The sequence below is a fragment of the Streptomyces sp. NPDC059743 genome, assembly GCF_042732975.1.
Classification (GTDB): Bacteria; Actinomycetota; Actinomycetes; order Streptomycetales; family Streptomycetaceae; genus Streptomyces.
This window is the reverse complement of record NZ_JBHWGS010000013.1, coordinates 1-26,720: the sequence shown is the minus strand read 5'-3', so window position 1 is coordinate 26,720 and position 26,720 is coordinate 1. Positions and strand designations below refer to the sequence as shown.

The 26,720-nt window shown below is 70.7% G+C and carries 20 protein-coding genes; 12 read left to right on the top strand and 8 right to left on the bottom strand.

Going from position 1 to position 26,720, the window contains the following annotated elements:
* Window positions 1-123 precede the first annotated feature (123 nt).
* Both ACFV6H_RS23085 and ACFV6H_RS23080 read left to right on the top strand, forming a co-directional pair.
* Entirely contained in the window at window positions 124-1,389 is a 1,266-nt protein-coding gene (locus tag ACFV6H_RS23085) for a hypothetical protein (RefSeq protein ID WP_385545145.1), read from the top strand.
* Window positions 1,390-1,569: 180 nt separating this feature from the next.
* Window positions 1,570-2,088 carry a DoxX family protein gene (locus ACFV6H_RS23080; protein WP_385545142.1) on the top strand — a complete coding sequence of 173 codons (519 nt, stop codon included), beginning with the start codon at window positions 1,570-1,572 and terminating at the stop codon, window positions 2,086-2,088.
* Between the two features lie 156 nt (window positions 2,089-2,244).
* On the opposite strand, the gene ACFV6H_RS23075 is transcribed toward ACFV6H_RS23080, so the two are convergent.
* A complete protein-coding gene (locus ACFV6H_RS23075; protein WP_385545139.1) occupies window positions 2,245-3,594 on the bottom strand; it encodes a PspC domain-containing protein in 1,350 nt (449 codons plus the stop codon).
* Between the two features lie 269 nt (window positions 3,595-3,863).
* On the opposite strand from ACFV6H_RS23075, the gene ACFV6H_RS23070 reads away from it, so the two are divergent.
* Both ACFV6H_RS23070 and ACFV6H_RS23065 read left to right on the top strand, forming a co-directional pair.
* Window positions 3,864-5,165 carry a PspC domain-containing protein gene (locus ACFV6H_RS23070; RefSeq protein WP_385545136.1) on the top strand — a complete coding sequence of 434 codons (1,302 nt, stop codon included), beginning with the start codon at window positions 3,864-3,866 and terminating at the stop codon, window positions 5,163-5,165.
* 46 nt (window positions 5,166-5,211) lie between these two features.
* Window positions 5,212-5,937, top strand: coding sequence for a response regulator transcription factor (locus tag ACFV6H_RS23065; RefSeq protein WP_093601043.1), 726 nt, complete (start codon window positions 5,212-5,214; stop codon window positions 5,935-5,937).
* Between the two features lie 42 nt (window positions 5,938-5,979).
* On the opposite strand, the gene ACFV6H_RS23060 is transcribed toward ACFV6H_RS23065, so the two are convergent.
* Together ACFV6H_RS23060 and ACFV6H_RS23055 are read right to left on the bottom strand one after the other, a co-directional pair.
* Window positions 5,980-6,357, bottom strand: coding sequence for a hypothetical protein (locus ACFV6H_RS23060; protein WP_384986759.1), 378 nt, complete (start codon window positions 6,355-6,357; stop codon window positions 5,980-5,982).
* Between the two features lie 119 nt (window positions 6,358-6,476).
* Complete coding sequence (locus ACFV6H_RS23055) at window positions 6,477-7,553, bottom strand: NlpC/P60 family protein (RefSeq protein WP_385545132.1); 1,077 nt, start codon at window positions 7,551-7,553, stop codon at window positions 6,477-6,479.
* Window positions 7,554-7,815: 262 nt separating this feature from the next.
* Between ACFV6H_RS23055 and ACFV6H_RS23050 the strand changes: the two genes are divergently transcribed.
* Window positions 7,816-8,169: a hypothetical protein gene (locus tag ACFV6H_RS23050; protein WP_385545128.1), complete on the top strand. Its 354-nt coding sequence runs from the start codon at window positions 7,816-7,818 to the stop codon at window positions 8,167-8,169.
* Between the two features lie 25 nt (window positions 8,170-8,194).
* Here ACFV6H_RS23050 and ACFV6H_RS23045 read toward each other — a convergent pair whose 3' ends face one another.
* Window positions 8,195-9,418, bottom strand: coding sequence for an NlpC/P60 family protein (locus ACFV6H_RS23045; protein ID WP_385545125.1), 1,224 nt, complete (start codon window positions 9,416-9,418; stop codon window positions 8,195-8,197).
* A 313-nt stretch (window positions 9,419-9,731) separates the two neighbouring features.
* On the opposite strand from ACFV6H_RS23045, the gene pcrA reads away from it, so the two are divergent.
* A complete protein-coding gene (gene pcrA, locus ACFV6H_RS23040) occupies window positions 9,732-12,260 on the top strand; it encodes a DNA helicase PcrA (RefSeq protein ID WP_385545123.1) in 2,529 nt (842 codons plus the stop codon).
* Window positions 12,261-12,354: 94 nt separating this feature from the next.
* Here the strand turns inward: pcrA and ACFV6H_RS23035 are convergent, their stop codons facing one another.
* Together ACFV6H_RS23035 and ACFV6H_RS23030 are read right to left on the bottom strand one after the other, a co-directional pair.
* Window positions 12,355-14,184, bottom strand: coding sequence for a peptidoglycan DD-metalloendopeptidase family protein (locus tag ACFV6H_RS23035; RefSeq protein WP_385545120.1), 1,830 nt, complete (start codon window positions 14,182-14,184; stop codon window positions 12,355-12,357).
* Between the two features lie 294 nt (window positions 14,185-14,478).
* Entirely contained in the window at window positions 14,479-15,375 is an 897-nt protein-coding gene (locus tag ACFV6H_RS23030; protein ID WP_384790023.1) for an esterase/lipase family protein, read from the bottom strand.
* A gap of 395 nt (window positions 15,376-15,770) precedes the next feature.
* Between ACFV6H_RS23030 and ACFV6H_RS23025 the strand changes: the two genes are divergently transcribed.
* Complete coding sequence (locus ACFV6H_RS23025) at window positions 15,771-16,184, top strand: cobalamin B12-binding domain-containing protein (protein WP_093604512.1); 414 nt, start codon at window positions 15,771-15,773, stop codon at window positions 16,182-16,184.
* A gap of 44 nt (window positions 16,185-16,228) precedes the next feature.
* Here the strand turns inward: ACFV6H_RS23025 and ACFV6H_RS23020 are convergent, their stop codons facing one another.
* Both ACFV6H_RS23020 and ACFV6H_RS23015 read right to left on the bottom strand, forming a co-directional pair.
* On the bottom strand, window positions 16,229-18,025 hold the full coding sequence (locus ACFV6H_RS23020) for a DUF5691 domain-containing protein (RefSeq protein ID WP_385545116.1): 1,797 nt from the start codon (window positions 18,023-18,025) through the stop codon (window positions 16,229-16,231).
* 59 nt (window positions 18,026-18,084) lie between these two features.
* Window positions 18,085-19,446, bottom strand: a complete 1,362-nt coding sequence (locus ACFV6H_RS23015; protein WP_385545114.1) for an SWIM zinc finger family protein — start codon at window positions 19,444-19,446, stop codon at window positions 18,085-18,087.
* Window positions 19,447-19,563: 117 nt separating this feature from the next.
* Here ACFV6H_RS23015 and ACFV6H_RS23010 point away from each other — a divergent pair, with 117 nt between their 5' ends.
* The 5 genes from ACFV6H_RS23010 to sucD all read left to right on the top strand — a co-directional run bounded on the left by ACFV6H_RS23010 (window position 19,564) and on the right by sucD (window position 26,656).
* Window positions 19,564-20,685 (top strand): AAA family ATPase, encoded by a 1,122-nt coding sequence (locus ACFV6H_RS23010; protein ID WP_385545111.1) that lies wholly within the window; start codon window positions 19,564-19,566, stop codon window positions 20,683-20,685.
* Complete coding sequence (locus ACFV6H_RS23005) at window positions 20,682-23,108, top strand: DUF5682 family protein (RefSeq protein WP_385545108.1); 2,427 nt, start codon at window positions 20,682-20,684, stop codon at window positions 23,106-23,108. Before ACFV6H_RS23010 ends, ACFV6H_RS23005 begins: the two co-directional genes overlap by 4 nt.
* Window positions 23,105-24,343 (top strand): VWA domain-containing protein, encoded by a 1,239-nt coding sequence (locus tag ACFV6H_RS23000; protein WP_385545105.1) that lies wholly within the window; start codon window positions 23,105-23,107, stop codon window positions 24,341-24,343. Before ACFV6H_RS23005 ends, ACFV6H_RS23000 begins: the two co-directional genes overlap by 4 nt.
* 205 nt (window positions 24,344-24,548) lie before the next feature.
* A complete protein-coding gene (gene sucC / locus ACFV6H_RS22995; RefSeq protein ID WP_384986738.1) occupies window positions 24,549-25,724 on the top strand; it encodes an ADP-forming succinate--CoA ligase subunit beta in 1,176 nt (391 codons plus the stop codon).
* A 47-nt stretch (window positions 25,725-25,771) separates the two neighbouring features.
* Window positions 25,772-26,656 carry a succinate--CoA ligase subunit alpha gene (gene sucD, locus ACFV6H_RS22990; RefSeq protein ID WP_066955018.1) on the top strand — a complete coding sequence of 295 codons (885 nt, stop codon included), beginning with the start codon at window positions 25,772-25,774 and terminating at the stop codon, window positions 26,654-26,656.
* Window positions 26,657-26,720: the final 64 nt, after the last annotated feature.

Sequence of the window (26,720 nt, the reverse complement as noted above, 5' to 3'; positions counted from 1 at the left end):
CATCGTCACCGTGTTCTCACCCGTACCGACCGGGCCGATTGCGCGCGTACCTCACTCTGTACGGCACAATTCCCAGGCGTAGCAAGGAAGTTCGTGGGCGGGGCGGGGAAGGCGGCATTCGGCGTGGCTGTGCAAGTGGCAAGAGAGGGCGCGCACGGCGGGGGCTGTACGTGCGGCGACTGCCCGCACGGAGCGCGCGAAGGGCATCGGCGGGCCGTGGCCGCGTTCCTGGAGAAGCGGGACGAACTGGCCGCCGGGCAAGGGCTGCCGGCCGCGGTCGCGCACTCCGCGGGAGCCTCCCGGCAGTGGGTTTCGGACGAACTCACCCAGTCCGCCCGCGCGGTGGCCGACCGCAGCCGTGAGGCGGGCAACGCCTGGCTGCACTCCGTCTGGCGCCATACGCTGCTGGTGGTCTGGGGCGCCGTCGTGGCGCTCGCGCTGGCCCAGACCGCGACCGCGATCGGAGCCGGCTGGAGCGCCGCCCGTACGGCCGGGCTGGTCGCCGCGCTCGTCGTCGCGGGACTGCTCACCGTCGCGGCCCGGCTGCACCGCGCCCGTGGCGGACTGCTCGCGCCGCTGATCGGTGAGGACAACCGGCTGTCGACCTCACGGACCATCGCCTCCGCCTGGGTGCTGCTCGTCGTCTTCTCCGTGCTCGTGCTCGCCCTCCAGCTCGCGGGCGCCTCCGGGCACGGCCGGCGCGACGAGCTGATCGCCGGGCTCGAACTGGCCCGGGGCGCGGGCATGGTGACGGTACTGGCCGTGGTCTGCGGTATCGCCGTGATCGTCCGCCGGGTGGTGGCCGTACGCGTACTGGCCCAGCGGCTCCAGAAGGTACGGGCCGAACGGCCGCGGCTGGCCGATCTGCTCTGCGACGACGGCGGGCGCGGCAGCTTCACCGATGTGCAGTACGCGGTCGTCAATGTCGTGGCCCTTCTCTTCTCCGGTGTCCGTCTCGCCAGGCGGCCCGAGCAACTGCCCGATCTGCCCTGGGCGCTCGCCCTGCTGGTCGTCGTCTCCGCCGCCACCTACTTCGCGGGCAAGTACGCGGAGGGCGGGAAGCCTCTCGTCCTGTCGGTCGTACGGGCCAGGGAGGCGGGCGATCTGGACGCGCCCATCCGTACCGGCGACGACATCGAGATCCGCGGCGCCGGTTTCGTACCACCCGGCGCGGGCACTCCGGACCGGCTGGCCCGCATGGTCGTGCGGATCGGCTCCGTCCATGTTCATGTACCGCTGATCCCGGTGCCCGGCGGCTTCGCCAATCCGTCCGACACCTGTCTCACCGTGCCCGTACCGGTCGATGTGGAGCCGGGCTCCGTGGAGGTGCAGGTCGTGACCGCGGCGGGCGTGGAGACCAACCGCGTGATCGTCGAGGTCATGGACTGACCGCAACGGAACGTATCTCCCGCGCAGTTGTTCAAACCCTTCACAGACATGGCCGATTCCTGAGGCCCGGCGGCTGGTTCACTGAGCGCCGGACGAGTCGTATCCGTATGCATGGGCAAGGGCACACGAGGGCACTGGCTCCCGTGGCAGCGGTGTGGGACAGGGAGAGGCGGACCGGCGATGACCTATGGCTACCGGACGGACACCTATGGGCAGATCGGCGGTGAGCGGCGCGGCTGGCGGGAGAACGCCACACGCTTCGCGTTGCTGCCGTTGCGGATCTTCCTCGGCGTCACCTTCATCTACGCGGGAATCGACAAACTGACTCAGGGTGGTTTCTTCTCGGCGACCGGCCCGGGCTCGGTCGGCGAGCTGATGCGCGCGGTCCGGGACAGCTCGGCCATTCCCGCGCTGGTCGATCTCGCGCTCAAGAGCCCTTCGGGATTCGGATACGCCATCGCCATCGGTGAACTCGCCGTCGGCCTGGGCACGCTCTTCGGACTGCTGGCCCGGCTCGCCGCGTTCGGCGGCGCCCTCATCTCGCTGAGCCTGTGGCTGACCATGAGCTGGCAGAGCGATCCGTACTACTACGGCAACGACCTCGCCTATCTGATGGCCTGGCTGCCGCTGGTGCTCGCCGGCGCCCCGGTGTTCTCCCTCGACGCCCTCCTGGCCGACCGGCGGCGGCGTATGAGGTAGTCGGCGGCGGCCACGAAGGAGGCCAGGAAGAGACCACCGAAGACCACCGGGAACACCGCGTACCACGGTGTGTGCCAGGAGCCCGCGGCATCACCGGCGTACGCGACCGCCGCGCCCAGCACCGCCAGTCCCGCGACCAGCCGGCCGGGCCGGATCTCATGACGCAGCACGGGTCACCTCCACCTGGCCGAGGCCGACTTCGAGCTCCAGATCCAGCGTGCCGGCCGGCCCGGCGCCCGCGCGCGGTGTCAGCGTGCGCTGCCGGGACTGGTCCGGGGCTATGTCCACATCGTTCGGCGGATCTCCTGGCAGCCGGATGTCCCCGAGCCCTGCCTGTGCACGCAGTTTCACGGTCACTCCTTGCGGTACGACGACCTTGAGCTGTCCGGCGCCCACCTCGGCGGACGTACTGACGGTGCGGCCCTTGGGCACGGCGAGCCCGGACAGGTCGAGTGTGCCGACGCCGGAGCCCAGCTCGTACCGCGGCTGCACCACGGCGACCGAGGCAGGTGTCCAGTGCTGACGGCCCCACTCCGTGGTGATGTTCTTCGGGACGGCCGACGCACCCGCGAGCAGCCCGGCCGTGACGACGGTCAGAAAGATCGTGCCGACACCGGTGCGGCCCAGGAAGGCGCTCACCGCGAGACCGATCCCGAAGACCGCGAGCGCGCAGGCCAGTCCTGTCTCCAGGCTCGTACCGAACGGCCGGCTCTCCCAGGACAGGCCCGTGCCGAGCCCGCCCGCTATCAGCGCGAGCAGCAGGACGCTGCCGCCGATCCCGCGCGGTCCCCGAGGACGGGCCGGGCTCGGCGAGGTGGCCGAGCGGTGGTGCCACGACCGGTTCGCACCGCCCTCGCCGTCCTCGGGACCCCAGAGATAGACATCCACGGTCGGGCCCGTGGTGCCGTCCTTGACTATCGGGTCACGCCACCACGAGTGGATGCCCGGTATCGGCGGCGCCATCGTCTCCGGAGGTGCCTCCGCCACTGCCTGCGCCGTGGCCGGATCGAGTGCCGCGCCGTCGGGCGCGGCTGCGCGGCGGCGCTGCGACCACACGGCGGAGCCCACGACGGCGAGCGAGAGCATGGCGGCGAAGCCGAGGGTGCCGTCATTGCCCAGCATGGACAGGAACAGCCCGCAGCCGATCAGCGCGAGCAGCACGGCTATCAGCGAGGCTCCGTCCACCCGTCCCGACAGCAGTCTGCGGGCCTCGTTCTCCTCCGCGCCGTCCAGCGGGACCAGCAGCCACGCGAAGCCGTAGAAGATCAGCCCGATACCGCCGGTGACCGTGAGCACTCCGACGACGATCCGGAAGATCACCGGATCCACGTCGCAATACCGCCCGAGCCCGCCGCACACACCGGCGAACACCTTCTGGCGCGGGCTGCGCTGAAGCTGAGGGGACGCGGGAGGCGGCGGCGCTGAGCCCGGGGCGGACGCGGAAGCGGATGCCTCGGGCGGCGCGGCGGCCTGTGCGATGGGCGACGGGGCCGACGGCTGGGTCATATGTCCATGGTGACGGTCCGTGTCCCGCGCCTCCAGCCATGCCGACCCTGGGCTCACCCTGATATTGGCTCCCGGGCCGCTTCGGGGATCATGGACGTTTGCGCGTGCGCCGTTCCGGAGGGACGCGTCTTCGCAGGACCGTTCCCTCAGCAGCCAGGCGGATCCGGGACCGGACGGCCCTTGGGATCCGGGATCGATATGGCATCAGGGTCGCATCAGGGGTCCGACCCTGATGTCCTCCCGCATCCCGCCATGTGACCATCGAAGGCATGCCAGCCGCCCCGCCACGCTCCACCGCGCCCTCCGCCGCCCGTGCTCCCGTGCCGGACGAGCCGCCGACGCGCAAGCTGTACCGCAGCGCGGACAGCCGTCTCCTCGGCGGTGTGGCGCGCGGTCTCGCCGGACATCTCGGGCTGCCGGTCGTCTGGGTGCGGCTCGTCTTCCTCGCTCTCTTCTTCTCGCAGGGCCTCGGCGCGCTGCTCTACGCCGTCTTCTGGATCGTCGTCCCGCTCGGCGTCGGCGGCACGGTCGTCGAGTCACGCTCCCTCTTCGAGATCAGCCCCGACGGCAGACGTCGGCTGCGCAAGCCGGACAAGGGCCAGGTCTTCGCGCTCATAGCGCTGGTGATAGGCGCCGGCATCTTCATCGGCAACGTCAGCTTCGGCCGCAGCCACGCCGACCGCTATATCTGGCCGCTGCTGCTGATAGGCGCAGGCGTCGTTCTGGTCTGGCGTCAGGCGGACAACGCGCGCCGTGCCCGCTGGACCGAGGTCGGCCGCCGCCGAAGGCTCTTCCAGCTCGCGCGCACGCTCGCGGGAGTCGCCCTGGTCGGTCTGGGTCTCGCCGTCTTCATGGTGGTGCGCGGCTCGGCGGCCCAGTTCGGCAACGTACTGACCGGGGCCATCGCCGTCGTCGCCGGAGTCGCGCTGCTCGCCGGGCCCTGGCTCGTACGGATGACTCAGGACCTCTCCGAGGAGCGCCTGATGCGTATCCGCGCGCAGGAGCGCGCCGAGGTCGCCGCGCATGTCCATGACTCCGTGCTGCACACCCTCACCCTGATCCAGCGCAACGCCGACGAGCCGGGCGAGGTCCGCCGGCTCGCCCGCGCGCAGGAGCGCGAGCTGCGCGCCTGGCTCTACAAGCCGGAGGGCCGCGGCAAGGACGAGGAGGACGAGCCCACCACCCTCGCCGAGGCGGTGAAGCGTACGGCGGCCGAGGTGGAGGACTACCACGGTGTGCCGATCGAGGTCGTGGTCGTCGGCGACTGCCCGCTCGACGAGAAACTGGCGGCACAGATGCAGGCCGCGCGCGAGGCAATGGTCAACGCCGCCAAGTACGGTGGCGATGGGGGCGCGGTGCAGGTCTTCGCGGAGGTGGAGGGCCGTACGGTCTTCCTCTCCGTACGGGACCGCGGCCCCGGGTTCGACCTGGACGCGGTGCCGACCGACCGTATGGGCGTACGGGAGTCGATCATCGGCCGGATGCAGCGCAACGGCGGGACGGCGCGGCTGTGTTCGGTGCCGGGCGGCGGCACCGAGGTCGAGCTGGAGATGGAGCGGGCGGACGGATGACCCGTGGCCCGCGCGGTGACGAGGACCAGGACGAGGGGCAGAGACCATGAGCGAGGGCGTACAGGCCAAGGGCAATCCGGCGGACAGCGGCGGCGGCCCGGCCGGGGACGGCCGCCGTGTACGGGTCGTGCTCGTCGACGACCACCGGATGTTCCGTACCGGAGTACAGGCGGAGATCGGCCGCACCGAACAGACCGGTGTCGAGGTCGTCGGTGAGGCGGCCGATGTGGACCAGGCGGTCACCGTGATCACGGCGACCCGCCCCGAGGTCGTGCTGCTCGATGTCCATCTGCCGGGCGGCGGCGGTGTGGAGGTGCTGCGCCGCTGCGCGCCGCTGATGGTCGCGGGCGAGAATCCGGTGCGCTTCCTGGCGCTGTCGGTCTCCGACGCCGCCGAGGATGTTATCGGAGTGATCAGAGGCGGTGCCCGCGGCTATGTCACCAAGACGATCACCGGCACCGATCTGGTCGACTCGATCTTCCGGGTGCAGGAGGGCGACGCGGTCTTCTCGCCACGGCTCGCCGGCTTCGTGCTGGACGCGTTCGCTTCGACGGACGCGCCGCCGGTGGACGAGGACCTGGACCGGCTCACCCAGCGGGAGCGTGAGGTGCTGCGGCTGATCGCGCGAGGATACGCGTACAAGGAGATCGCCAAGCAGCTCTTCATCTCGGTGAAGACCGTGGAGTCGCATGTCTCGGCGGTCCTGAGGAAGCTTCAGCTCTCGAACCGGCATGAGCTGACGCGGTGGGCGACGGCGCGCAGGCTGGTCTGACGAGGCGCCGCCTCGGGGCCGGCCGCCGTTTCCGGGACCGGCCTACGAGCAGCGCCACTGGGTGACGTATGTCTTGTCCCGGTGCTCCAGCAGGCCGCGTACGCACTCGCCCGGCGCGGTGTCGAGCGTGCCGCCCAGCTCGGCGCGCCCGCCTCGGGTGTGCTGCGTCCCGAACCAGCCCGGGAACGCGACGATCCGGTGGTCCTTGCGCTGATAGCCGAGGCGTACGGCGGTGCCGGGCCGGTCCTCGTGCTGGACGTACCACGTGGTGAACCGGCCCGCACCACCGATCGGGCCCTCGATACAGAGCCGGCCGCCGGAGAGGTCGCCGCAGCCCTTGGGCGTGACACCGACCGGGGCCAGGACGAAGAGCGCACCGACGGTGAGGACGGACGCGCTGACGGCGGTGGCTCGTCTCACGGCTTCCCTTTCACGGCCGACGGCAGTTCTGCTGCTCATCGTGGCGCGAAGGAGGAGACGCGGCACCCAGGGTGGTCCGTCCTGGTGACGCGGGCCGGTGACGCGGGCCGGGCGGCGGTCTACGCGGGCCGGGTGGCGCCCGCGAACGGCATCTGGTCGATCGGCGCCAGCCGGACCGCCGAGCCGGGCCGCGGCGCATGGATCATCTGCCCGCCGCCGACATAGATCCCGACATGGCTGACGCCCGAGAAGAAGAACACGAGATCGCCCGGTGCGAGCCGGTCGCGTGTGACGCGCTGTCCCGCGTTGATCTGTGTGTACGTGGTGCGGGGCAGGGATACGCCCGCCGCGCGCCAGGCGGCCTGTGTCAGGCCCGAGCAGTCGAAGGAACCGGGCCCGGTCGCGCCCCAGACGTACGGTTTGCCGAGCGCTCCGTACGCGAAGGCGACGGCCGCCGCCGCGCGGGAGCCCGGCGCCCTCACCCTGCTTCTGGCCGTCTCGCCAGGACCGTACAGCCCGTTCTGGCTGTTCTCGCCGTCCCTGCCGTCCCTGCCGTCCCTGCCGTTCTCGCCGTACAGGGCGCGCTGCGCCGGAGCCAGCCGGTCCAGGAGCCGCTGGGCGGAGTCGAGCTTTCCCTTGATGGCGGACTTGTGGCGGGCCAGCTCCGACTGGCGGGCCCCGAGCTCTTCGAGCCGGTCGTCGGCCCGGCTGCGGAGCTGGGCGATCGCGGCGAGTTCCTTGCGGATCCCGGCGACCATGGTGGCCTGACGGGCTCCGGCGCGCTCGGCCAGCCCGGCGCGTTCGAGGAAGTCGTCGGGCCTGGAGCTGAGGGCGAGCTGTACGGCGGGATCGAGACCGCCCGTGCGGTACTGCGCGGTGGCGATCGAACCGAGCGCGTTGCGTGAGGCGTTGAGCCGGTCCGTTCTGCGGGTGGCCTCGTCACGCAGCTCCGTCAGCGAGGCCCGTGCCTCCGCCGCCTTCTCCTTCGCGCCGTTGTACCGCTCGGTCGCGGCCTCGGCCTGCTCGTACAGGCCCTCGACCTCCGCCTTGACCTGGGCCGGGGTGAGCCGGGGCTCCGCGTGCGCGGGAGCGCCCGAGGCGGTGGCGGTCGCGGCGCCTGCGAGGGCGAGGGTGGCGGCGGTACGGCCGGTCGGGCCGGTGAGCCGGCGCTGCTTGCGTTTTCGGTGCGCTGCCACGAGGGCGTCCACTTCCTTCGGTACGGGTACGTACGGTCCGGGTCCGGCGGTACGAGTCGGCCGCCTGGAGAGGGACGCTATGGCGCAAGGTCACAGCTCGGTGTCGGCATGGCCGCTATTGGCTGGAGGTGAAGGTTCCGAAGCGCTTTGTGATCAGGATGATCCCGGCGGAACGGTGCCCTTCCGGTCCGACCTGGCCGATAGGGAAAGAAAGCCGTACCTCACCTGAGAGAGGTGATATGGCCCCCGTTAGGCTCCGGTCATGGACGTACTCATCAATGTCTTCGTCGCCCTGCACATCATCGGCATAGCGTCGCTGCTCGGCGGCTTTCTGACCCAGATGAAGTCGATGAGCACCGGCACGGCCCGCTTCGGTCCCGCGATGCTGCACGGAGCGCTGACTATGCTGGTCACGGGCATCGCCCTGGTCGGCCTGAACCAGGCCGACGACAATCCCGTGAACAACATCAAGATCGGCATCAAGCTCGCGATCCTCGTCGTGATCCTCGCCGTCGTCTATGTGAAGCGGGACGAGGAGACGGCGCCGAAGGGCCTGTTCAGCGCGGTCGGCGGTCTGACGATGGCCAATATCTTCATCGCCACACTCTGGACCTGAGGCATGACTGGAGTGTGAGTGCCGGTCAGGCCGGGCGGACGCTTCCGTAGATCGGCATGTAGTAGATCGACTCCTCGCGGACATTCGCGCCCGGCTTGGGCGCGTGGATCATCATGCCGTCGCCTATGTAGATGCCGACATGGCTGATGTCGTCGTAGAAGAAGACCAGATCGCCGGGGAGCAGATCTCCTGTCGCGACGCGTGTGCCGACCTTGACCTGTTCCCAGGTGGTGCGCGGCAGTTCCACGCCCGCTGCCCGCCAGGCGGCCTGTGTCAGGCCCGAGCAGTCGTACGAACTGGGCCCGGACGCGCCCCAGACGTACGGCTTGCCTATCTGCGCGCGTGCGAAGGCGAGGACCTTCGCGGCCTTGGTGGCGTAGCCGCTGTCGGAGGATCCCGTGCCGGTGCCGGTGCCGGTGCCGGTACCGGAGCCCGTTCCCGCCCCGGAATCCGTGCCCGTGCCGGTCGCAGGCGGCTGGGCGGCCTGCTCCTGCTCGCGCGTGCGCTCGGCCTCGGCCTCCGCCTCCGCTTTCGCGCGGGCCTCCTCCTTGGCCTTCGCCTCCGCCTTCCGGCGGGCCTCCTCTTCCTTCTTGCGCTCCAGCGCCGCCAGCCGCTCCTGCTCCGCCGCGGTCAGCTGCGACAGCAGCGCACGGGCCGCGCCGAGCTTCTTCTGTACGTTCTCCTTGCTGGTCCGCAGCGAGGCCTGTGACGCGGTGAGCGACTCCAGACTCTTCGCCGCCTCCGCCCGCTCCTTCGCCGCCGCGGCCTGCTGCGCCTGATAGTCGGCCAGGACACCGCGCTGACGGTCCGCCAGCCGGTCCATCACCTGTGTCTGCTCGAAGTACGCCTGCGGGCTGTCGGAGAACAGCAGGGCGGCGGTCTGGGTGAGCCCGCCCTCGCGGTACTGCTCGGCCGCGAAGCTGCCCAGCGTACGGCGGGCCTCGTTCAGCTTGTCCGCGCGCTTGGCGACCTCGTCCAGCACGCGGCCGACCGCGCGCTTCTGCTTCTCCGTGGCTTCCTTGGCCTTGTTGTACTGCTGCGTCGCGCCGCCGGCCTGGCGGTACAGATCGTCGACCTTCTTCTGCACCTCTTCGACGGACGGCCTGGGCTCGGCGGGCGCGGCGTTCGCGCTCTGCGCCGAGAGCAGCGTGACCGAAGCGAGGGCGGCCGTCGTGAGCCCGACGGCGGGGGAGTTGGTGCGTACTCCGCTACGGGTGCGCGACTTGCGATGCGACGCCAAGGCCAGCATCTCCTTCCGTCGAACTTCCTTATGGAATGTCCGATTTCGGCATAGGTCGCCCGCTCGGCGCGGGTCGCCTTCGGTGGTACGGGGTGCCTGACCGAGCACGCTAGCCAAACTGTGGTCCTCATGTGAAGGTCGATGGCCGATATGCCCGATACATTTTCGTGACCATTTGCTCATGCGATGAGGGAAAGTGTTTCCGGAGTGTCGCACGGGGGTCGAGTGAGTGTTTTCGTCACACCGTGTGACCGGGTGGAGACTTCCCGACTTTCCAAGGCGGGCGCGGGCTGTCAGTCCGGCGGCCTAGACTCGGAGAGCGATGAGCAGCCTCTTTGACGACAGTTTCCTGGCGGACCTCCAGCCCTCCGGTGACGAGCCACCGCCGCCGCCCGAGGACCACGACGAGCATGCCCAGGAGGCGGTGCCGGACGACCTCTTCAACGGCGCGTTCGACGCACCGCCGGCGCGCGATCCGTACCACCGCGGCGGCTCGCCGCGTACGGTCGTGGATCCCGCCGCGCTGCTCGAAGGGCTGAACGAAGAGCAGCGCGCGGCCGTCGTGCACATGGGTTCGCCTCTGCTCATCGTGGCCGGAGCCGGCTCCGGGAAGACCCGGGTCCTGACCCACCGGATCGCGTATCTGCTGGGCAACCGCTCTGTGCATCCCGGCGAGATACTGGCGATCACCTTCACCAACAAGGCCGCGGGCGAGATGAAGGAGCGCGTCGAGCAGCTCGTCGGACCGCGCGCCGGTGCCATGTGGGTGATGACCTTCCACAGCGCCTGTGTACGGATCCTGCGGCGCGAGTCCAAGCGGCTCGGATTCACCTCGTCGTTCTCGATCTACGACGCCGCCGACTCCAAGCGGCTGATGGCCCTGGTCTGCCGTGATCTGGACCTCGATCCCAAGCGCTATCCGCCGAAGTCCTTCAGCGCCAAGATCTCGAATCTGAAGAATGAGCTGATCGACGAGGAGACCTTCGCCGACCAGGCGGCCGACGGCTTCGAGAAGACGCTCGCCGAAGCGTACCGGATGTATCAGGCACGGCTGCGCGAGGCCAACGCCCTGGACTTCGACGACATCATCATGACCACGGTCCATCTGCTCCAGGCGTTCCCGGATGTGGCCGAGCACTACAGGCGGCGTTTCCGTCATGTGCTGGTGGATGAGTACCAGGACACGAACCACGCGCAGTACACGCTCGTACGCGAGCTGGTGGGCCCTTCCGGCGAGGACCACGATCCGGCGGAGCTGTGTGTCGTCGGTGACGCCGACCAGTCGATCTATGCCTTCCGCGGCGCCACTATCCGTAACATCCTCCAGTTCGAGGAGGACTATCCGGACGCCACCACGATTTTGCTGGAGCAGAACTACCGCTCCACGCAGACGATCCTCAGCGCCGCCAACGCGGTCATCGAGCGCAACGAGAGCCGCCGTCCGAAGAATCTGTGGACCAACGCGGGCGCCGGTGCCCAGATCATCGGCTATGTCGCGGACACCGAGCACGACGAGGCGCAGTTCGTCGCCGACGAGATCGACCGGCTGACGGACGCGGGCGAGGCCAAGGCCGGCGATGTCGCGGTCTTCTACCGTACGAACGCGCAGTCGCGTGTCTTCGAGGAGATCTTCATCCGCGTCGGCCTGCCGTACAAGGTCGTCGGCGGAGTGCGCTTCTACGAGCGCAAGGAGGTCCGCGATGTGCTGGCCTATCTGCGGGTCCTGGCCAACCCGGAGGACAACGTTCCGCTGCGCCGCATCCTCAATGTGCCCAAGCGCGGCATCGGGGACCGCGCGGAGGCCATGATCGACGCCCTGGCGCTACGGGAGAAGATCACCTTCCCGCAGGCGCTGCGCCGGGTGGACGAGGCGTACGGCATGGCGGCACGCTCCGCCAATGCCGTGAAGCGCTTCAACACGCTGATGGAGGAGCTGGGCACGGTCGTCGAATCGGGCGCCGGACCGGCGACGGTGCTGGAGGCCGTGCTCGAACGGACCGGTTATCTGGCGGAGCTTCAGGCCTCTACCGATCCGCAGGACGAGACGCGTATCGAGAACCTTCAGGAACTGGCGGCGGTGGCGCTGGAGTTCGAGCAGGCCCGCGCGCAGGCCGCCGCCGAGGTGGCGGGCGAGGTGGCGGGCGACGACACGGCCCCCGCTGCCCCGGCCGCCGCGCCCGCAGCCGGCACGCTCGCCGAGTTCCTGGAGCAGGTGGCGCTTGTCGCCGACTCCGACCAGATCCCCGACGAGGACGAGGACGGCTCCGGCGTCATCACGCTGATGACTCTGCACACCGCGAAGGGCCTTGAGTTCCCTGTGGTGTTCCTGTCTGGCATGGAGGACGGCGTCTTCCCGCACATGCGCGCGCTCGGCCAGACGAAGGAGCTGGAGGAGGAACGGCGGCTGGCGTATGTCGGGATCACGCGCGCCCGTGAGCGGCTCTATCTGACGCGGTCGTCGATGCGGAGCGCCTGGGGACAGCCCTCGTACAACCCGCCGTCACGGTTCCTGGAGGAGATCCCGGGCCACCATCTGGAGTGGAAGCGGACCGGAGCGCAGATCCCGGCGGGCCCGACGTCCGGTATCGCGTCCTCGCTGTCGGCGGCGGCAGGCGGTTCCGGTTCCTCGCGCTCGCGGTCCGGCGGCGCCTCGGGCTTCGCCACACGGCGTACGAACGACCGGCCGGTGATCTCGCTGGCGGTCGGCGACCGTGTCACGCACGACCAGTTCGGTCTGGGCACGGTGACGGAGGTGACGGGGACGGGCGCGGACACCCAGGCGACGGTCGACTTCGGCGACACCAAGCCCAAGCGCCTGCTGCTGCGGTACGCGCCGGTGGAGAAGCTGTAGGGCGTGGTCCGCGAGCTCGGTCCGGAGCGACGTTGGCGGGAAAGCGAAAAGCGGAAAGCCCCTCGGCCGAGGGGCTTTCCGCTTTCTGCTTTGCCTATGTCGGGTCGAGGCCGTGGCTGCGGAGCCAGGACAGGGGGTCTATCGCCGAGCCGCCGCCGGGACGTACCTCGAAGTGCAGATGAGGGCCGGTGGAGTTGCCCGAGTTCCCCGAATAGGCGATCACATCACCGGCCTTGACCAGGCCGGAGCGGATCCTCGTGCTGCTGAGATGGCAGTACCACGTCTCGGTGCCGTCGGCCGCGGTCACGATGGCCATGTTGCCGTAGGCGCTGTTGTACTGCGTGCGTACGGTGCCGTCGGTCGCGGCCATCACCGGCGTGCCGTACGAGACCGGGAAGTCGATCCCGGTGTGTACGGACATCCAGTTGACGCCGGCCTGGCCGTAGTACGCGCTGAGGCCGTGCGCGGCCACGGGAAGGGCGAACTTGGGGCGCAGGGCCTCCTTGCGGGCCGCCTCCGCCGCGCGCTGCTTCCGCTCCGCCTCCTGCCGCTCCTTGAGGTCGATGCGCTCCTGCGTACGGCTGGCGCGGTCACCGAAGTCACGGGCGTCGGCGCTGAGGGCGGCGAGCTGGGTGTCCAGCTTGTTGTTGGCGGCGACGGGCTTCACGGAGCCGGGATCGGCGGCTGCCGCCGTCGTTTTGGTGTCGTCCTGGGCCTCCTCCGCGCCGAGGCCGCCGACGGAGGCGGCGGCGATACCGGCGACGCCCATCACACAGGCGGAGGGCACGGCGACGGTGAGGAGTGCGGAGCGCTTGGCGGGGGTACGGCGGCGGCCACGGCTGCCGTTTCCGCCTCCGCCGGCCCGGCGTACCGGGCGAGGTGTCACGGGCGTCACGGTTATGGCGGGCACGGTCATGGTCGGGGCCATGTGCAGCGAGTCGACCTCGGGATCGAACTCGGCGTCGGCTTCCGCCTTGCTCCTGGCGTGGTCGCGGTCGTCGGTCTCGTAACCGGGCTCCGCGTCGAAGCCGTCCTCGGGTTCGGGCTCGGGCCCGGGAGCGCCGTACTCGGCGTCGGGATCGTACTGGTTGCCGTCGTACTGGTGGTCGGGATCGTACGGGTCCTGCGCGTCGTACGAGTCCTTCGTGTCGTACTGGCCGTCGGCGTCGTAGTGGCCGTCCGTGCCGTACTGACCATCGGTGCCGTACTGACCGTCCTGGGTGTACTGCCCTTCCGTGTCGTACTGGCCCTGCGCCGGATCGGGCGTCGTGCCCGCCGAGTTCCACGCGGTGGCGTCGTACGTGTCGGTGTCGAACGAGGGCGCCATCCAGAGCGCGGTCGGCTCGTATCCGACAGGCGCGGCCCTGAACTGCTCGGCGTCGAACGCCGCGGTCTCGAACTGCGCGGCCTGCGCCGGGTCGAACGGGGCCGTCGCGATCCCGCCCGACGCGTCGTATCCGAACGGCGCGTTCTCGAACTGTCCTGGGTGGCCGGTCCCGTTGAGCTGGTTCGCCTGGTTCCAGGCGTCGGCGTCCCACTGTCCGGTCATGTCCGGCTCGGCCGCCTGGCCCGGGATGCCCAACGACGGCTGATAGTCCGCCTGCTGCTGGTACTCCGCCGACGGCTGGTATCCGGTGCCGCTGGTGGTGACGTTCGCCCACTGGCCGCTCGTGTCGTACTGCTGACCGCTCGTGTCGTACTGCGGCGTGCCGTACGCGTCGTATCCGGCCCCGGCCGTCTGGTGCTGCTGTGCGCCGCTGTCCCACTGGCCTGCGGTGTCGTACTGCGTCTCGTACGGCCCGACGGGGGCCGGAGCGCCTTCATAACCGCCCGGCAGGGAGCCGAAGAGCGGGTCGGTCTCGTAGCTGCCGGTCTGGTAACCGTCGTATGCGGCGTACCCGGCGTGGGCGTGCTGGTCGTTCACCAACTTCTCTCTCGCCTCGGCAGCAGGACCAGGTCTGGGGAAATCCGGTCCTGTGCGGAGAGGACCCCAGAGGGAAAGCAGTGGCCGCGACTGTACCCGGCGGTATGCGACGGCGACAATCTTCCGCAGGTTTTGGGATCTGCGGAAACGGGCATTCGGCCGTGTTTCGGCGGACTGCGGGCACAGGCTTGGCCGTACGTTCGAAGGCTGTTCGAGTGGATGGGCCGGGCGGCGGGCCCGACGGGCTGATCCGACGGCCGATCCGATCGGCCGGTCCGACAAGCCGGTCCGTGGTCAGGCGACGGAGGCCGGTCCGCCGGCCGCGGAACCTCCGTCGGGCCCGCTGCCGGAGCCGAGATCGGGCAGGAATCCGGATTCGAGCACCTGCCGCACACCGGCCGCGACCGACGGATGAACCGGCAGCGTGAGATGGCCGAGACCGCTCACACGGATGTTCTGTGTGAGGAGATCGGGATGGTCGATACGTGCTGTCTCCACCGGGTCCATGAGCTGGTCGAGATCGCTCCAGAAGCTCACGAAGCGGGTGCGGCAGCCGGGCGCGGGCAGCCTCAGCTCCTCGATCAGCGCGGATCCGGGCCGCATCTGCCGCACCACGGGATGGGCGTCCGCCAGCGGCACGGCGGTGGTGCCCTCGTGAGGCGTACCGAGCGTGACCAGGGTGCGTATCCGGGTGTCGCCGCCCAGACACTGCGCGTAATAGCGGGCGATCAGACCGCCCAGGCTGTGGCCCACCACATCGACCTGATGGTGGCCGGTCCGGACGCAGATCTCCTCGATGTGCCGGCCGAGCAGCTCGGCGGCCGTACGGATGTCGAACGTCAACGGCGAGTAGTTGAGCGAGATGAGACGTGTCCAGCCGTGCCGGGAGAGGGAGCGGCGCAGCATCACGAAGACGGAGCGGTTGTCGACGAGGCCGTGGAGCAGTACGACGGGCGGCCGGGCGTGGCCCTCGGTGGGAAGCTGAGGCGTTTCGGGCGGCAGAGGCGCGGCGCGGCGCTCCTGGATGATTCCGGCCGGATAGAGGACGAGATGGCCGGTGAGGATGGCCAGATCGATCGCGCTGGCGCGGAGCAGGGCGGCCGGTGGTGTCGTCACCTCGCGTACACGGCTCATCTGGCGCAGCAGTGGAGGCAGGAGCGGCGAGAGCGGAAAGAACGGCAGAATTTGCATGGCCGACCTCCGAACGGCACCCGGGAGGCGGCTCTGACCCCCGTGTGCCCTCATGGGGCGCCGCTCACGCGGGTCGGATCGCGGCCGACGTGCCGGAGCCGACGCACCGGTGGCCCACCGGACCGCCCGACCGGCGGTCCGGTGGAAGCGCCCGTGTGGCGGCTCCTCTGCGGCTCCCCTTGCGGCTGTCCCGACCCGGCCCTGGGGCCGAGTGGTACCGGAACACCGCAAAGCGAACATGTCCCAGGTGTGATTTCCCCCTCGCCGACCGCCGCGAAACAGCAGGGTGCGGGATGCTGTGGGTAACGTTCGTTCACTTCTCCGGGCCGGGCGGGCGCGGGGACCCGGGCCGGTCGACGGCGCGGTCGGTGTGCAGTCGGTATGTGGAGGCAGTGATGGGTGTGACCGGTCCGATCCGCGTGGTGGTGGCCAAGCCGGGTCTCGACGGCCACGATCGTGGGGCCAAGGTGATCGCGCGGGCACTGCGCGACGCCGGTATGGAGGTCATCTACACAGGCCTTCACCAGACTCCCGAGCAGATCGTGGACACTGCTATCCAGGAGGACGCCGACGCGATCGGGCTGTCCATCCTCTCCGGTGCCCACAACACGCTCTTCGCGAAGGTGATCGAGCTGCTGAAGGAGCGGGACGCGGAGGACATCAAGGTCTTCGGCGGCGGCATCATCCCGGAGGCGGACATCGCGCCGCTGAAGGAGCTGGGCGTCGCGGAGATCTTCACTCCGGGTGCGACGACGACATCGATCGTCACCTGGGTCAACGACCATGTCCGCCAGCCGACAGGCGCATAACGGCTCGGGCCTTGGCCGGTCCGGCCGCCACGGCTCTACCGCCGCTACGGCGCTGAGTGTTCGGCCGATATGTGCGGTACGGCCTGGTCAGCCGCCGGTACGGCCAGGTCGGCCGGTGCGGTCGGTGCGACCAGTTCGGCCGGTACGGTCATAGCGGCCGGTACCGCCTGTTCGGCGGGTTGCGTCAGTTCAGCCAGTTCCGACGGCTGTGTCAGTTCCGCCAGCATCGCCGCGCGCAGACGCAGCGTGGAGACCAGGCGCTGGAACGCCTCCGACCAGTAGCCGCCCGCGCCCGGCGAGGTGTCCTCCGTCTCGTCCGGGGTCGCCGTGAGCAGCTCAAGGCGGCTCGCCTCGGCCGGGTCCAGACAGCGCTCCGCGAGGCCCATCACTCCGCTGAAGCTCCAGGGGTAACTGCCCGCGTCCCGCGCGATGTCGAGCGCGTCCACGACCGCCCGGCCGAGCGGCTCCGCCCAGGGCACCGTGCAGACGCCGAGCAGTTGGAACGCCTCGGAGAGGCCATGGGCGGATATGAACGCGGCCACCCAGGAGGCCCGTTCGGCGGACGGCAGCGTCGCGAGCAGTTTCGCCCGCTCCGCGAGAGACGGCGTGCCGGGGCCGCTCTCCCGGGACGTCACCGGCCTGCCCAGCAGCGCGGCCGACCAGCGCGCGTCCCGCTGCCTGACGGCGGCCCGGCACCAGGCCGCGTGGAGTTCGTCCGCCCAGTCGTCCAGGACGGGCAGCGCGACGATCTCCTCCGGAGTGCGGCCTCCGAGCCGGCCGGGCCAGGTGCTCAGCGGCGCGGCCTCCACCAACTGGCCCAGCCACCAGGACCGTTCACCTCGCCCGGAGGGCGGCGTCTGCACCACGCCGTCGCGCTGCATGTCCGCGTCGCACTCGTGCGGTGCCTCGACCACGATGACCCGGCCGCCGCCCGTACGGTCCATGCTCACGCAGGTCGCCGCCCGCGCCGCCATCCGCCCGGCCAGCGCGGACTTCGGCAGTGCCGAGAGCAGTTCGGCCGCGGTGGAGCGGACATTGCGGCTGCGGTCCGACAGGGCCTGTTCCAGGAAAGGCTCGTCCGCTTCGGACAGCCCCGTACGCAGGGAGTCGAGGAACATCAGCCGGTCCTCGGCGCGCTCGGTCGACCAGGTCGACGCCAGCAGCGCGCGGGCCGCCTCGCCGTCATGGGCCCGTACGGCGCCGAGCAGGGCGATCCGCTCGGCGAACAGGCCTTCCTCCCACAGCAGCCGCACGGCCTCGATGTCCCGCGCGTCGGGCAGGACGGAGCCGCCGGAAGCGCCGCGCAGGGCGAACTTCCACTCGGGATTGAGCCGGGCGAGCCAGAGCCCGCGCGGTCCCGCGAAGGCCAGGGCAAGCGGCCGCAGATCGGTACGCGCGCGGGCCGCGTCGAGAAGCGCGGGCAGGGCGGCGGCGGGCGCGCGGTAGCCGTGTTCATCGGCGGCGGCCAGCCACTGAGGCAGCAGCTCGGTGAGATCGGGCGCCGTACCGCGGCGGCCTCCACCGCCCGAGGGCGCGGACCGGTCGGCGAGCAACTGTCCGAGCCGCCTCCTGGCCGGCTCGGGCAACGGCCGTCGTCCGTCGTGAGGCGCAGGCTCGGGACGGGCGGCGGCGCGCGCGGGCAGCAGGCCCGCCCTGCGCCGTACGGTGTGGAGCGCGGCGGCGTCCAGCAGGGCGACGGGCGCGTCCCGGCCGGGCGTCATGATCTCGGCGGGTGGAGTGCGGCGGTCCGTACCGAGCAGCGCGGCGGTGACCAGCCCTTCCCAGGCGGTCGCGCTCCCGCGCGTGCTGATGCCGGCGGTGTCGGTGGTGGTGCTTGTCATCGGGTCCTCCGTACATGCATCGGGTCCTCCGAAGGTGCGCGGGCGACCGCACGCGGCGGTCAGGTGAGCGGGACCGTTCCCGGTATGTCCTCGGCCCAGGCCGCGAGCGGATGGAAACCGCGGTGGCCGCACTCGCCGAAGACCGTCACGGGCCCGCCGCCGGAGACCGCGGCCAGCTTCCAGAGCCCGGGCCGTCCCAGGGCAGTCGGTGCCACGGGCAGGGCGGATCCGCCGTCGGCGTCGGCCAGTTGCCAGCCGCCGCCCGCCTCGGGCACCGGAACAGGGACGACATCCCGCAGTGTCACCGGCCATGCGTCGAGCCACGGATCGTCCCGCAGCGCCGCGCCGTACGCCTCGATCGCCGCTGTCGTGGATCCGCCGGGCGGCGGCTCCTGGATCGGGCCCGGGACACCGAACTGCCGCCCCCAGTCGGCCCGTAGCTGTCCGGCGCCCGCGTGCGGCGTGACCTCGGCGTCGATCACCAGGCCCACCGGCAGCCCCAGCTCCGGCGACCGGCCCGCGGCTCCGAAGGAGAGCAGCAGCGCCGAACGTCCGGAGTCCCGTCCGTACAGCCGGATACGCCGGGTGGTCAGCTTGCCGTCCGAGGAGTCGTACTGAGCCAGGACCAGCCAGTGGTCCCTGACCGGCGCGCCCGCCAGAGGCGACGGGAGGCCGACCCGGGTGCGGACCGTCGTCGCCAGCGGCTCCGGCAGCCGGTCGAGCCCTTGCCATCCCGCGTTCAGCAGATGCAGCAGCGCGGACTCCTCCAGCAGCCGCACCGGCCAGCCCGCGCCCGAGCCCGGGATCGCTCCCAACTCCCGCACCCGGCCCGCCAGTCCCGGCGCCTGTGCGTCCACCATCCTGGCCGCCGTCTCCTCCCACAGCCCGTAACCCGACTGCTCCGCCGCGGCCAGTCCGCCGCGCAGCAGATCCGTCAGCCGCTGCTCCAGCTCCGTCGTCCCCGCCGTGATCCGCGCGGCCCTGCGCTCAGCCCTGCGCCGCGCGGCCTCCGGATCGGCCGGCTTGCCGGGCCCGCCCTCGCCCGCCGGGCCGCCCGCCGGCTTCTCCTCGCTCCGCTTCCTGCGCCCTTCGAGCCACTCCTCGGCCCAATCGGGCGCCTCTGCCTGCCCTACGGTCTCCTCGCCGGCAGCCCAGAGCAGCAGCAGTCCGAGCGCGTGCTTGCACGGGAACTTCCGGCTGGGACAACTGCATCTGTACGCCGGGCCCGTGGTGTCCACCACCGTCTGGTACGGCTTGCCTCCACTGCCCTTGCACAGCCCCCATACGGAGCCCGTGGCACTGGCGCCCGCGCCCGACCACGGTCCGGCCGTGCCCAGTCTGTTCCCCGCCTTGCGTGACGCGTCGTCAGGAGCCAGGGCCAGCACCTGTTCCGTCGTCCAGCGCACCCCCGTTGGATTCATGGCTACGACGTTAGGACCCACCACTGACAATCGCCCTGACCTGCACGGATGACCGATTGTCAGTGGCGTGGTGCACCGTGGAATCCACATCCGGTCGATCGATCTGGAGGGGGATCCATGACCGTGTCCGAAACCACCGCTGCCATCCCGGCCACCGGGAGCGAGCCGCTGCGTCCGCACGCCGAGGACGCGTTCGCCGACGAGCTGGCCGCCCTGGCCGCGGCCGACGACCGGCAGCGGCCCGTGAGATGGCGGCTGTCGCCCTGGGCCGTGGCCACCTATCTGCTCGGCGGCACGCTGCCCGACGGCACGGTGATCACACCGAAGTACGTGGGACCGCGCCGGATCGTGGAAGTCGCCGTCACCACGCTCGCCACCGACCGGGCGCTGCTGCTCCTCGGTGTGCCGGGCACCGCCAAGACCTGGGTCTCCGAGCATCTCGCGGCGGCCGTCAGCGGTGACTCGACGCTGCTGGTGCAGGGCACGGCGGGCACGCCGGAGGAGGCGATCCGGTACGGCTGGAACTACGCGCAGCTGCTTGCCCACGGTCCCAGCCGCGACGCGCTGGTGCCCAGTCCGGTGATGCGGGCCATGTCCGAGGGCATGACCGCGCGGGTCGAGGAGCTGACCCGTATCCCCGCCGACGTACAGGACTCGCTCATCACGATCCTGTCCGAGAAGACGCTGCCGGTCCCCGAGCTGGGACAGGAGGTGCAGGCCGTCCGCGGTTTCAATCTGATCGCCACGGCCAACGACCGCGACCGCGGTGTCAACGATCTCTCCAGCGCGCTGCGCCGCCGTTTCAACACCGTCGTCCTGCCGCTGCCCGCCACGCCCGAGGCAGAGGTCGAGATCGTCTCCCGGCGCGTCGACCAGATAGGGCGCTCGCTCGATCTGCCGGCCGGGCCCGAGGGCATCGACGAGATCCGCCGGGTCGTGACGGTCTTCCGCGAGCTGCGCGACGGTGTCACGACCGACGGCCGTACGAAGCTCAAGTCTCCTTCCGGGACGCTCTCCACGGCCGAGGCCATCTCCGTCGTCACCAATGGCCTGGCACTCGCCGCCCACTTCGGCGACGGCGTGCTGCGGCCGGGCGATGTGGCGGCCGGCATCCTCGGCGCGGTCGTCCGCGATCCGGCGGCGGACCGGGTGATCTGGCAGGAGTATGTCGAGACAGTGGTCCGCGAGCGCGACGGCTGGAAGGACTTCTACCGTGCCTGCCGCGAGGTGAGCGCATGACGGCGGCACTGGCGGCATCGGCCGCACGGGCGGCCGTCGGCGCCGCCGGGCGCGGGCCGTTGCTGCTCGGAGTCCGCCACCACGGGCCGGGATCCGCGCGGGCGGTGCGGAGTGCGCTCGACGCGGCGGCGCCGCGCGTGGTGCTGATCGAAGGGCCGCCCGAGGGCGACGCGCTGCTGGCGCTCGCCGGGGACGAAGCGATGCGACCGCCGGTCGCGCTGCTCGCGCACGCGGTGGACGATCCCGGGCGGGCCGCGTTCTGGCCGCTGGCCGAGTTCTCGCCCGAGTGGGTCGCGATCCGCTGGGCGCTGGCCCATGACGTACCGGTGCGGTTCATCGATCTGCCCGCGGCGCACTCACTGGCACAGACCACGGAGGACGGATCGGAGGACGGATCCGACGGGAACGAGCCCGGCACCGACGGACACCCTGACGCCGATACGCGGCCCGACGCCGATGGACTGCGGATCGATCCGCTCGCCGTTCTCGCCGAGGCCGCCGGATACGACGATCCGGAGCGCTGGTGGGAGGACGTCGTCGAGCACCAGGCTCCTGGCCGCTCCGCCGGTCCCTTCGCTCCGTTCGAGGCGGTCGCCGAGGCCATGGGAGCGCTGCGCGAGGAGTACGGCGCCGGCGGGCATCGGCGTGATCTCGTCCGCGAGGCCCATATGCGTATCCAACTGCGCGCGGCCCGCAAGGAGTTCGGCGACGGAGGCGTCGCCGTGGTCTGCGGCGCCTGGCATGTGCCCGCGCTGGCGGAGAAGACCACCGTCGCCGCCGACCGCGCGCTGCTGAAGGGCCTGCCCAAGGTGAGGACCGAGCTGACCTGGGTGCCCTGGACCCATCGCAGGCTCGCCCGGCACAGCGGCTACGGCGCGGGTATCGACTCGCCCGGCTGGTACGGACATCTCTTCGCCGTGCCCGACCGTCCCGTGGAGCGCTGGCTCACCAAGGTCGCGGGTCTGCTGCGGGAGGAGGACCGGATCGTCTCCTCCGCGCATGTCATCGAGGCGGTACGGCTCGCCGAGACCCTGGCCGTGATGCGCGGTCGCCCGCTGGCCGGTCTCACCGAGACCATCGACGCCGTACGGGCGGTGATGTGCGAGGGATCGGACATCCCGCTCGGGCTCATCCAGGACCGGCTCGTCGTCGGAGATGTGCTCGGCGAGGTCCCGGACGCGGCGCCCGCCGTGCCGTTGCAGCGCGATCTCACCCGGCTCCAGCGCTCGCTGCGGCTCAAGCCGGAGGCGCTGGAGCGCGCGCTGGAGCTCGATCTGCGCAAGGAGACGGACACGGCGCGCAGCAGACTTCTACACCGGCTGCGGCTGCTGGGCATCGGCTGGGGCGAGCCGGCCGCGGGACGAGGGAGCACCGGCACATTCCGGGAGAGCTGGCGACTGCGCTGGGAGCCCGAGCTGTACGTACGGGTCGCGGAGGCGGGCATATGGGGCACCACCGTGCTCTCCGCCGCCACCGCCAGGGCCGAGTCCCAGGCCGCGTCCGCGACATCGCTCGCCGAGGTCACGGCGCTGGCCGAGCGCTGTCTGCTGGCCGAACTGCCCGACGCCCTGCCCGTGGTGATGCGCGCCCTGGCGGACCGCGCCGCGCTGGATGCCGATGTCGGCCAGCTCGCCAAGGCGCTGCCCGCGCTCGCCCGCTCGCTGCGGTACGGGGATGTACGGTCCACGGACACCGCCGCGCTCGGAGATGTGGCGGGCGGGCTCGCCGAGCGGATCTGCGTGGGTCTGCCGCCCGCCTGCGCCGGGCTCGACGCCGACGGCGCGGCCGAGATGCGGGGACACCTCGACAGCGTCCACACGGCGATCGGCCTTCTCCCGGACGGTCGGGATCTCGGTGGGCGCTGGGCGGCCGTGCTGCGCAAGCTCGCGGAGCGGGACACCGTGGCGGGAGTGATCAGAGGGCGGGCAGCCCGGCTGCTGCTGGACGACGGGCGGCTCGCCGAGGACGACGCCGCGCGGTTCATGGGGCTCGCCCTGTCGCCCGGCACTCCACCGGCCGACGCCGCCGCCTGGATCGAGGGCTTCGTCGGCGGCGCGTCGGGCGGCGGCATGCTCCTGATCCACGACGAACGGCTGCTCGGGCTGGTCGACGGCTGGCTGACCGGAGTGCCCGCCGACTCCTTCACCGATGTGCTCCCGCTGCTGCGCCGCACCTTCTCGGCGTACGAGCCGGGAGTACGCCGCACGCTGGGCGAGCTGGTCCGGCGCGGGCCCGCCGGCGCAGGGCCGGTGGAGTCCGGGCCCGGGGCCGTCGCGCCCGGCTTCGGCCCAGGGCTCGACGAGGCGCGGGCCGATGCCGTACTGCCGGTGCTCCGCCTGCTGCTGGGGCCCGCCCAGGCCATCGGCCTCGACCTTGACCTCACCGACGACCATGACCACGACCTCTCGGAGGCGACGGGATGAGCGGGAACACGACGATCGGGGACACGACGACCGGAACCGCGGCGACCGGGAACGCGACGCCCAAGGACGGCGCGGCGGACGAGCGGCTGCGCCGCTGGCGTCTGGTGCTCGGCGGTGAGAGCGCCGACGGGACGGGCTGCGCGCTCTCCGGCAAGGACGCGGCGATGGACGGCGCGCTCTCGGCCCTCTACGGCGCGGGCAAGAACCGTGGCAGCGGCACCAGCCGCTCCGCCGGGCTCGGCGCCTCCGCGCCGTCCGTCGCGCGCTGGCTCGGCGACATCCGTACGTACTTCCCGAGCTCCGTCGTCCAGGTCATGCAGCGCGACGCGATCGACCGGCTCGGTCTCTCCGCGCTGCTGCTCGAACCGGAGATGCTGGAGGCGGTCGAGGCGGACGTCCATCTCGTCGGCACCCTGCTCTCGCTCAACAAGGCCATGCCCGAGACGACCAAGGAGACCGCCCGCGCCGTGGTGCGCAAGGTGGTCCAGGACATCGAGAAGCGGCTGGCCACCCGCACCAGAGCCACTCTGACCGGAGCGCTCGACCGGTCCGCGCGGATCAGCCGGCCGCGCCACCGGGACATCGACTGGGACCGTACGATCCGGGCCAATCTCAAGAACTACCTCCCGGAACACGGCACGGTCGTCCCGGAGCGGCTGATCGGCTACGGCAGGGCCGCACAGTCCGTGAAGAAGGAAGTCGTCCTCTGCATCGACCAGTCCGGTTCGATGGCCGCGTCCGTCGTCTACGCCTCGGTCTTCGGTGCGGTCCTCGCCTCGATGCGTTCGATCGCCACCCGGCTCGTCGTCTTCGACACGGCCGTCGTGGATCTCACGGACCAGCTCGACGATCCCGTCGATGTCCTCTTCGGCACCCAGCTCGGCGGCGGTACGGACATCAACCGCGCGCTCGCCTACTGCCAGTCGCGGATCACCCGGCCCGCCGACACCGTGGTCGTCCTGATCAGCGATCTCTACGAGGGCGGCATACGCGACGAGATGCTCAAGCGCGTCGCGGCCATGAAGGCCTCGGGCGTGCAGTTCGTGGCCCTGCTCGCGCTGTCCGACGAAGGAGCCCCGGCGTACGATCGGGAGCATGCCGCGGCCCTCGCGGCCCTGGACGCACCGGCGTTCGCCTGTACGCCGGACCTCTTTCCGGAGGTGATGGCGGCGGCGATCGAGAAGCGCCCGATACCCGTACCGGACAGCGATCTGCCGGGTTCGGGACTCATGTGACAGGTATCACCGCTCAGGTGTGATCTGTGATTTAGGGACCCAAGGCCCTCGGGGATAACCTGCGAGACGGACATGCCGCGTACCGGACAGCGAGTACGCCTCCCTCAGTGACAGCGCAGTCACGTTGCCCTTCGCGGCACGCCCACGCAGACAACGAACCCGCGATCACCAGGCTGCGGTTTAAAAGACAAAGGGACGGACACGCGTGGACCTGTTCGAGTACCAGGCGAGGGACCTCTTCGCCAAGCACGGTGTACCGGTGCTGGCCGGTGAAGTCATCACTACGCCTGACGCGGCTCGCGAGGTGACCGAGCGTCTCGGCGGCAAGGCCGTTGTCAAGGCGCAGGTCAAGGTCGGTGGCCGCGGCAAGGCGGGCGGCGTGAAGCTGGCCTCCGACCCGGCGGACGCCGTCGAGAAGGCCGGCCAGATTCTGGGCATGGACATCAAGGGCCACACGGTCCACCAGGTGATGCTGGCCGAGACGGCCGACATCGCGGAGGAGTACTACGTCTCCTTCCTGCTGGACCGCACCAACCGCACCTTCCTCGCCATGGCCTCCGTCGAGGGCGGCGTGGAGATCGAGGTCGTCGCGGAGGAGAACCCCGACGCGCTCGCCAAGGTCCCGGTCGACGCCAACGACGGCTGCACGCCCGAGAAGGCCGCCGAGATCGTCGCCGCCGCGAAGTTCCCGGCCGAGATCGCCGACCAGGTCGCCGATGTGCTCCAGAAGCTGTGGACCGTCTTCATCGAAGAGGACGCGCTCCTTGTCGAGGTCAACCCGCTGATCAAGTCCGGCGACAACAAGATCATCGCCCTGGACGGCAAGGTCTCGCTCGACGAGAACGCCGACTTCCGCCAGCCCGAGCACGCGGCCCTTGAGGACAAGGCCGCCGCCAACCCGCTGGAAGCCGCCGCCAAGGCCAAGAACCTCAACTACGTCAAGCTCGACGGCGAGGTCGGCATCATCGGCAACGGCGCCGGTCTGGTCATGTCGACCCTGGACGTCGTCGCGTACGCCGGTGAGGCGCACAGCGGTGTGAAGCCCGCCAACTTCCTCGACATCGGCGGCGGCGCCTCCGCCGAGGTCATGGCGAACGGGCTGGAGATCATCCTCGGCGACCCCGACGTCAAGTCGGTGTTCGTCAATGTCTTCGGTGGCATCACGGCGTGCGACGAGGTCGCCAACGGCATCGTCCAGGCCCTGGAGCTGCTCAGGTCCAAGGGCGAGGACGTCACGAAGCCGCTGGTCGTGCGGCTCGACGGCAACAACGCGGAGCTGGGTCGCAAGATCCTGTCCGACGCCAACCACCCGCTCGTGCAGCGCGTGGACACCATGGACGGCGCGGCCGACAAGGCCGCCGAGCTCGCCGCGGCACGCTGACCTACGCGCGTCTCCGACCCGACATAAGGACCAGGAACTCCAACACCATGGCTATCTTCCTCACCAAGGAAAGCAAGGTCATCGTCCAGGGGATGACCGGCGCCACCGGCATGAAGCACACCAGGCTCATGCTCGCCGACGGCACCAACATCGTCGGCGGTGTGAACCCGCGTAAGGCCGGTACGTCCGTCGACTTCGACGGCACGTCCGTACCCGTCTTCGGCTCCGTGGCCGAGGCCATCGAGAAGACCGGCGCCGATGTGTCCGTCGTCTTCGTGCCGCCGGCCTTCGCCAAGGCCGCCGTCGTCGAGGCGATCGACGCCGAGATCGGTCTGGCCGTAGTGATCACCGAGGGCATCGCGGTCCATGACTCCGCCGCTTTCTGGGCGTACGCGGGCAGCAAGGGCAACAAGACCCGCATCATCGGTCCGAACTGTCCCGGTCTGATCACTCCCGGTCAGTCCAACGCCGGCATCATCCCGGGCGACATCACCAAGCCCGGCCGTATCGGTCTGGTGTCCAAGTCGGGCACGCTGACCTACCAGATGATGTATGAGCTGCGGGACATCGGCTTCTCGTCGGCCGTCGGCATCGGTGGCGACCCGGTGATCGGTACGACCCACATCGACGCGCTCGCCGCGTTCGAGGCCGACCCCGACACCGATCTGATCGTGATGATCGGTGAGATCGGCGGCGACGCCGAGGAGCGTGCGGCCGACTTCATCGCCAAGAACGTCACCAAGCCGGTCGTCGGCTATGTCGCGGGCTTCACCGCGCCCGAGGGCAAGACCATGGGCCACGCCGGCGCCATCGTCTCCGGCTCCTCCGGCACGGCGCAGGCGAAGAAGGAGGCCCTGGAGGCCGCGGGCGTGCGCGTCGGCAAGACGCCGACCGAGACGGCCGGGCTGGCCCGCGCCATTCTGGCCGGCTGACCTTTCCTGTCGGCCTGTTGTCCTGCCTGCACTACGCGCGTGGGCCCGCACCCCTGTCCTTGTG

Bases quoted from the DNA above. Each gene is read 5' to 3' on its own strand.
- pcrA (WP_385545123.1), top strand. From the start codon at position 9,732: ATGAGCAGCCTCTTTGACGACAGTTTCCTGGCGGACCTCCAGCCCTCC.
- ACFV6H_RS23005 (WP_385545108.1), top strand. From the start codon at position 20,682: ATGACGGCGGCACTGGCGGCATCGGCCGCACGGGCGGCCGTCGGCGCC.
- ACFV6H_RS23070 (WP_385545136.1), top strand. From the start codon at position 3,864: ATGCCAGCCGCCCCGCCACGCTCCACCGCGCCCTCCGCCGCCCGTGCT.
- ACFV6H_RS23015 (WP_385545114.1), bottom strand. From the start codon at position 19,446: ATGAATCCAACGGGGGTGCGCTGGACGACGGAACAGGTGCTGGCCCTG.
- ACFV6H_RS23080 (WP_385545142.1), top strand. From the start codon at position 1,570: ATGACCTATGGCTACCGGACGGACACCTATGGGCAGATCGGCGGTGAG.
- ACFV6H_RS23000 (WP_385545105.1), top strand. From the start codon at position 23,105: ATGAGCGGGAACACGACGATCGGGGACACGACGACCGGAACCGCGGCG.
- ACFV6H_RS23050 (WP_385545128.1), top strand. From the start codon at position 7,816: ATGGACGTACTCATCAATGTCTTCGTCGCCCTGCACATCATCGGCATA.
- ACFV6H_RS23045 (WP_385545125.1), bottom strand. From the start codon at position 9,418: ATGCTGGCCTTGGCGTCGCATCGCAAGTCGCGCACCCGTAGCGGAGTA.
- ACFV6H_RS23030 (WP_384790023.1), bottom strand. From the start codon at position 15,375: ATGCAAATTCTGCCGTTCTTTCCGCTCTCGCCGCTCCTGCCTCCACTG.
- ACFV6H_RS23020 (WP_385545116.1), bottom strand. From the start codon at position 18,025: ATGACAAGCACCACCACCGACACCGCCGGCATCAGCACGCGCGGGAGC.
- ACFV6H_RS23025 (WP_093604512.1), top strand. From the start codon at position 15,771: ATGGGTGTGACCGGTCCGATCCGCGTGGTGGTGGCCAAGCCGGGTCTC.
- sucD (WP_066955018.1), top strand. From the start codon at position 25,772: ATGGCTATCTTCCTCACCAAGGAAAGCAAGGTCATCGTCCAGGGGATG.
- ACFV6H_RS23010 (WP_385545111.1), top strand. From the start codon at position 19,564: ATGACCGTGTCCGAAACCACCGCTGCCATCCCGGCCACCGGGAGCGAG.
- ACFV6H_RS23075 (WP_385545139.1), bottom strand. From the start codon at position 3,594: ATGACCCAGCCGTCGGCCCCGTCGCCCATCGCACAGGCCGCCGCGCCG.
- ACFV6H_RS23065 (WP_093601043.1), top strand. From the start codon at position 5,212: ATGAGCGAGGGCGTACAGGCCAAGGGCAATCCGGCGGACAGCGGCGGC.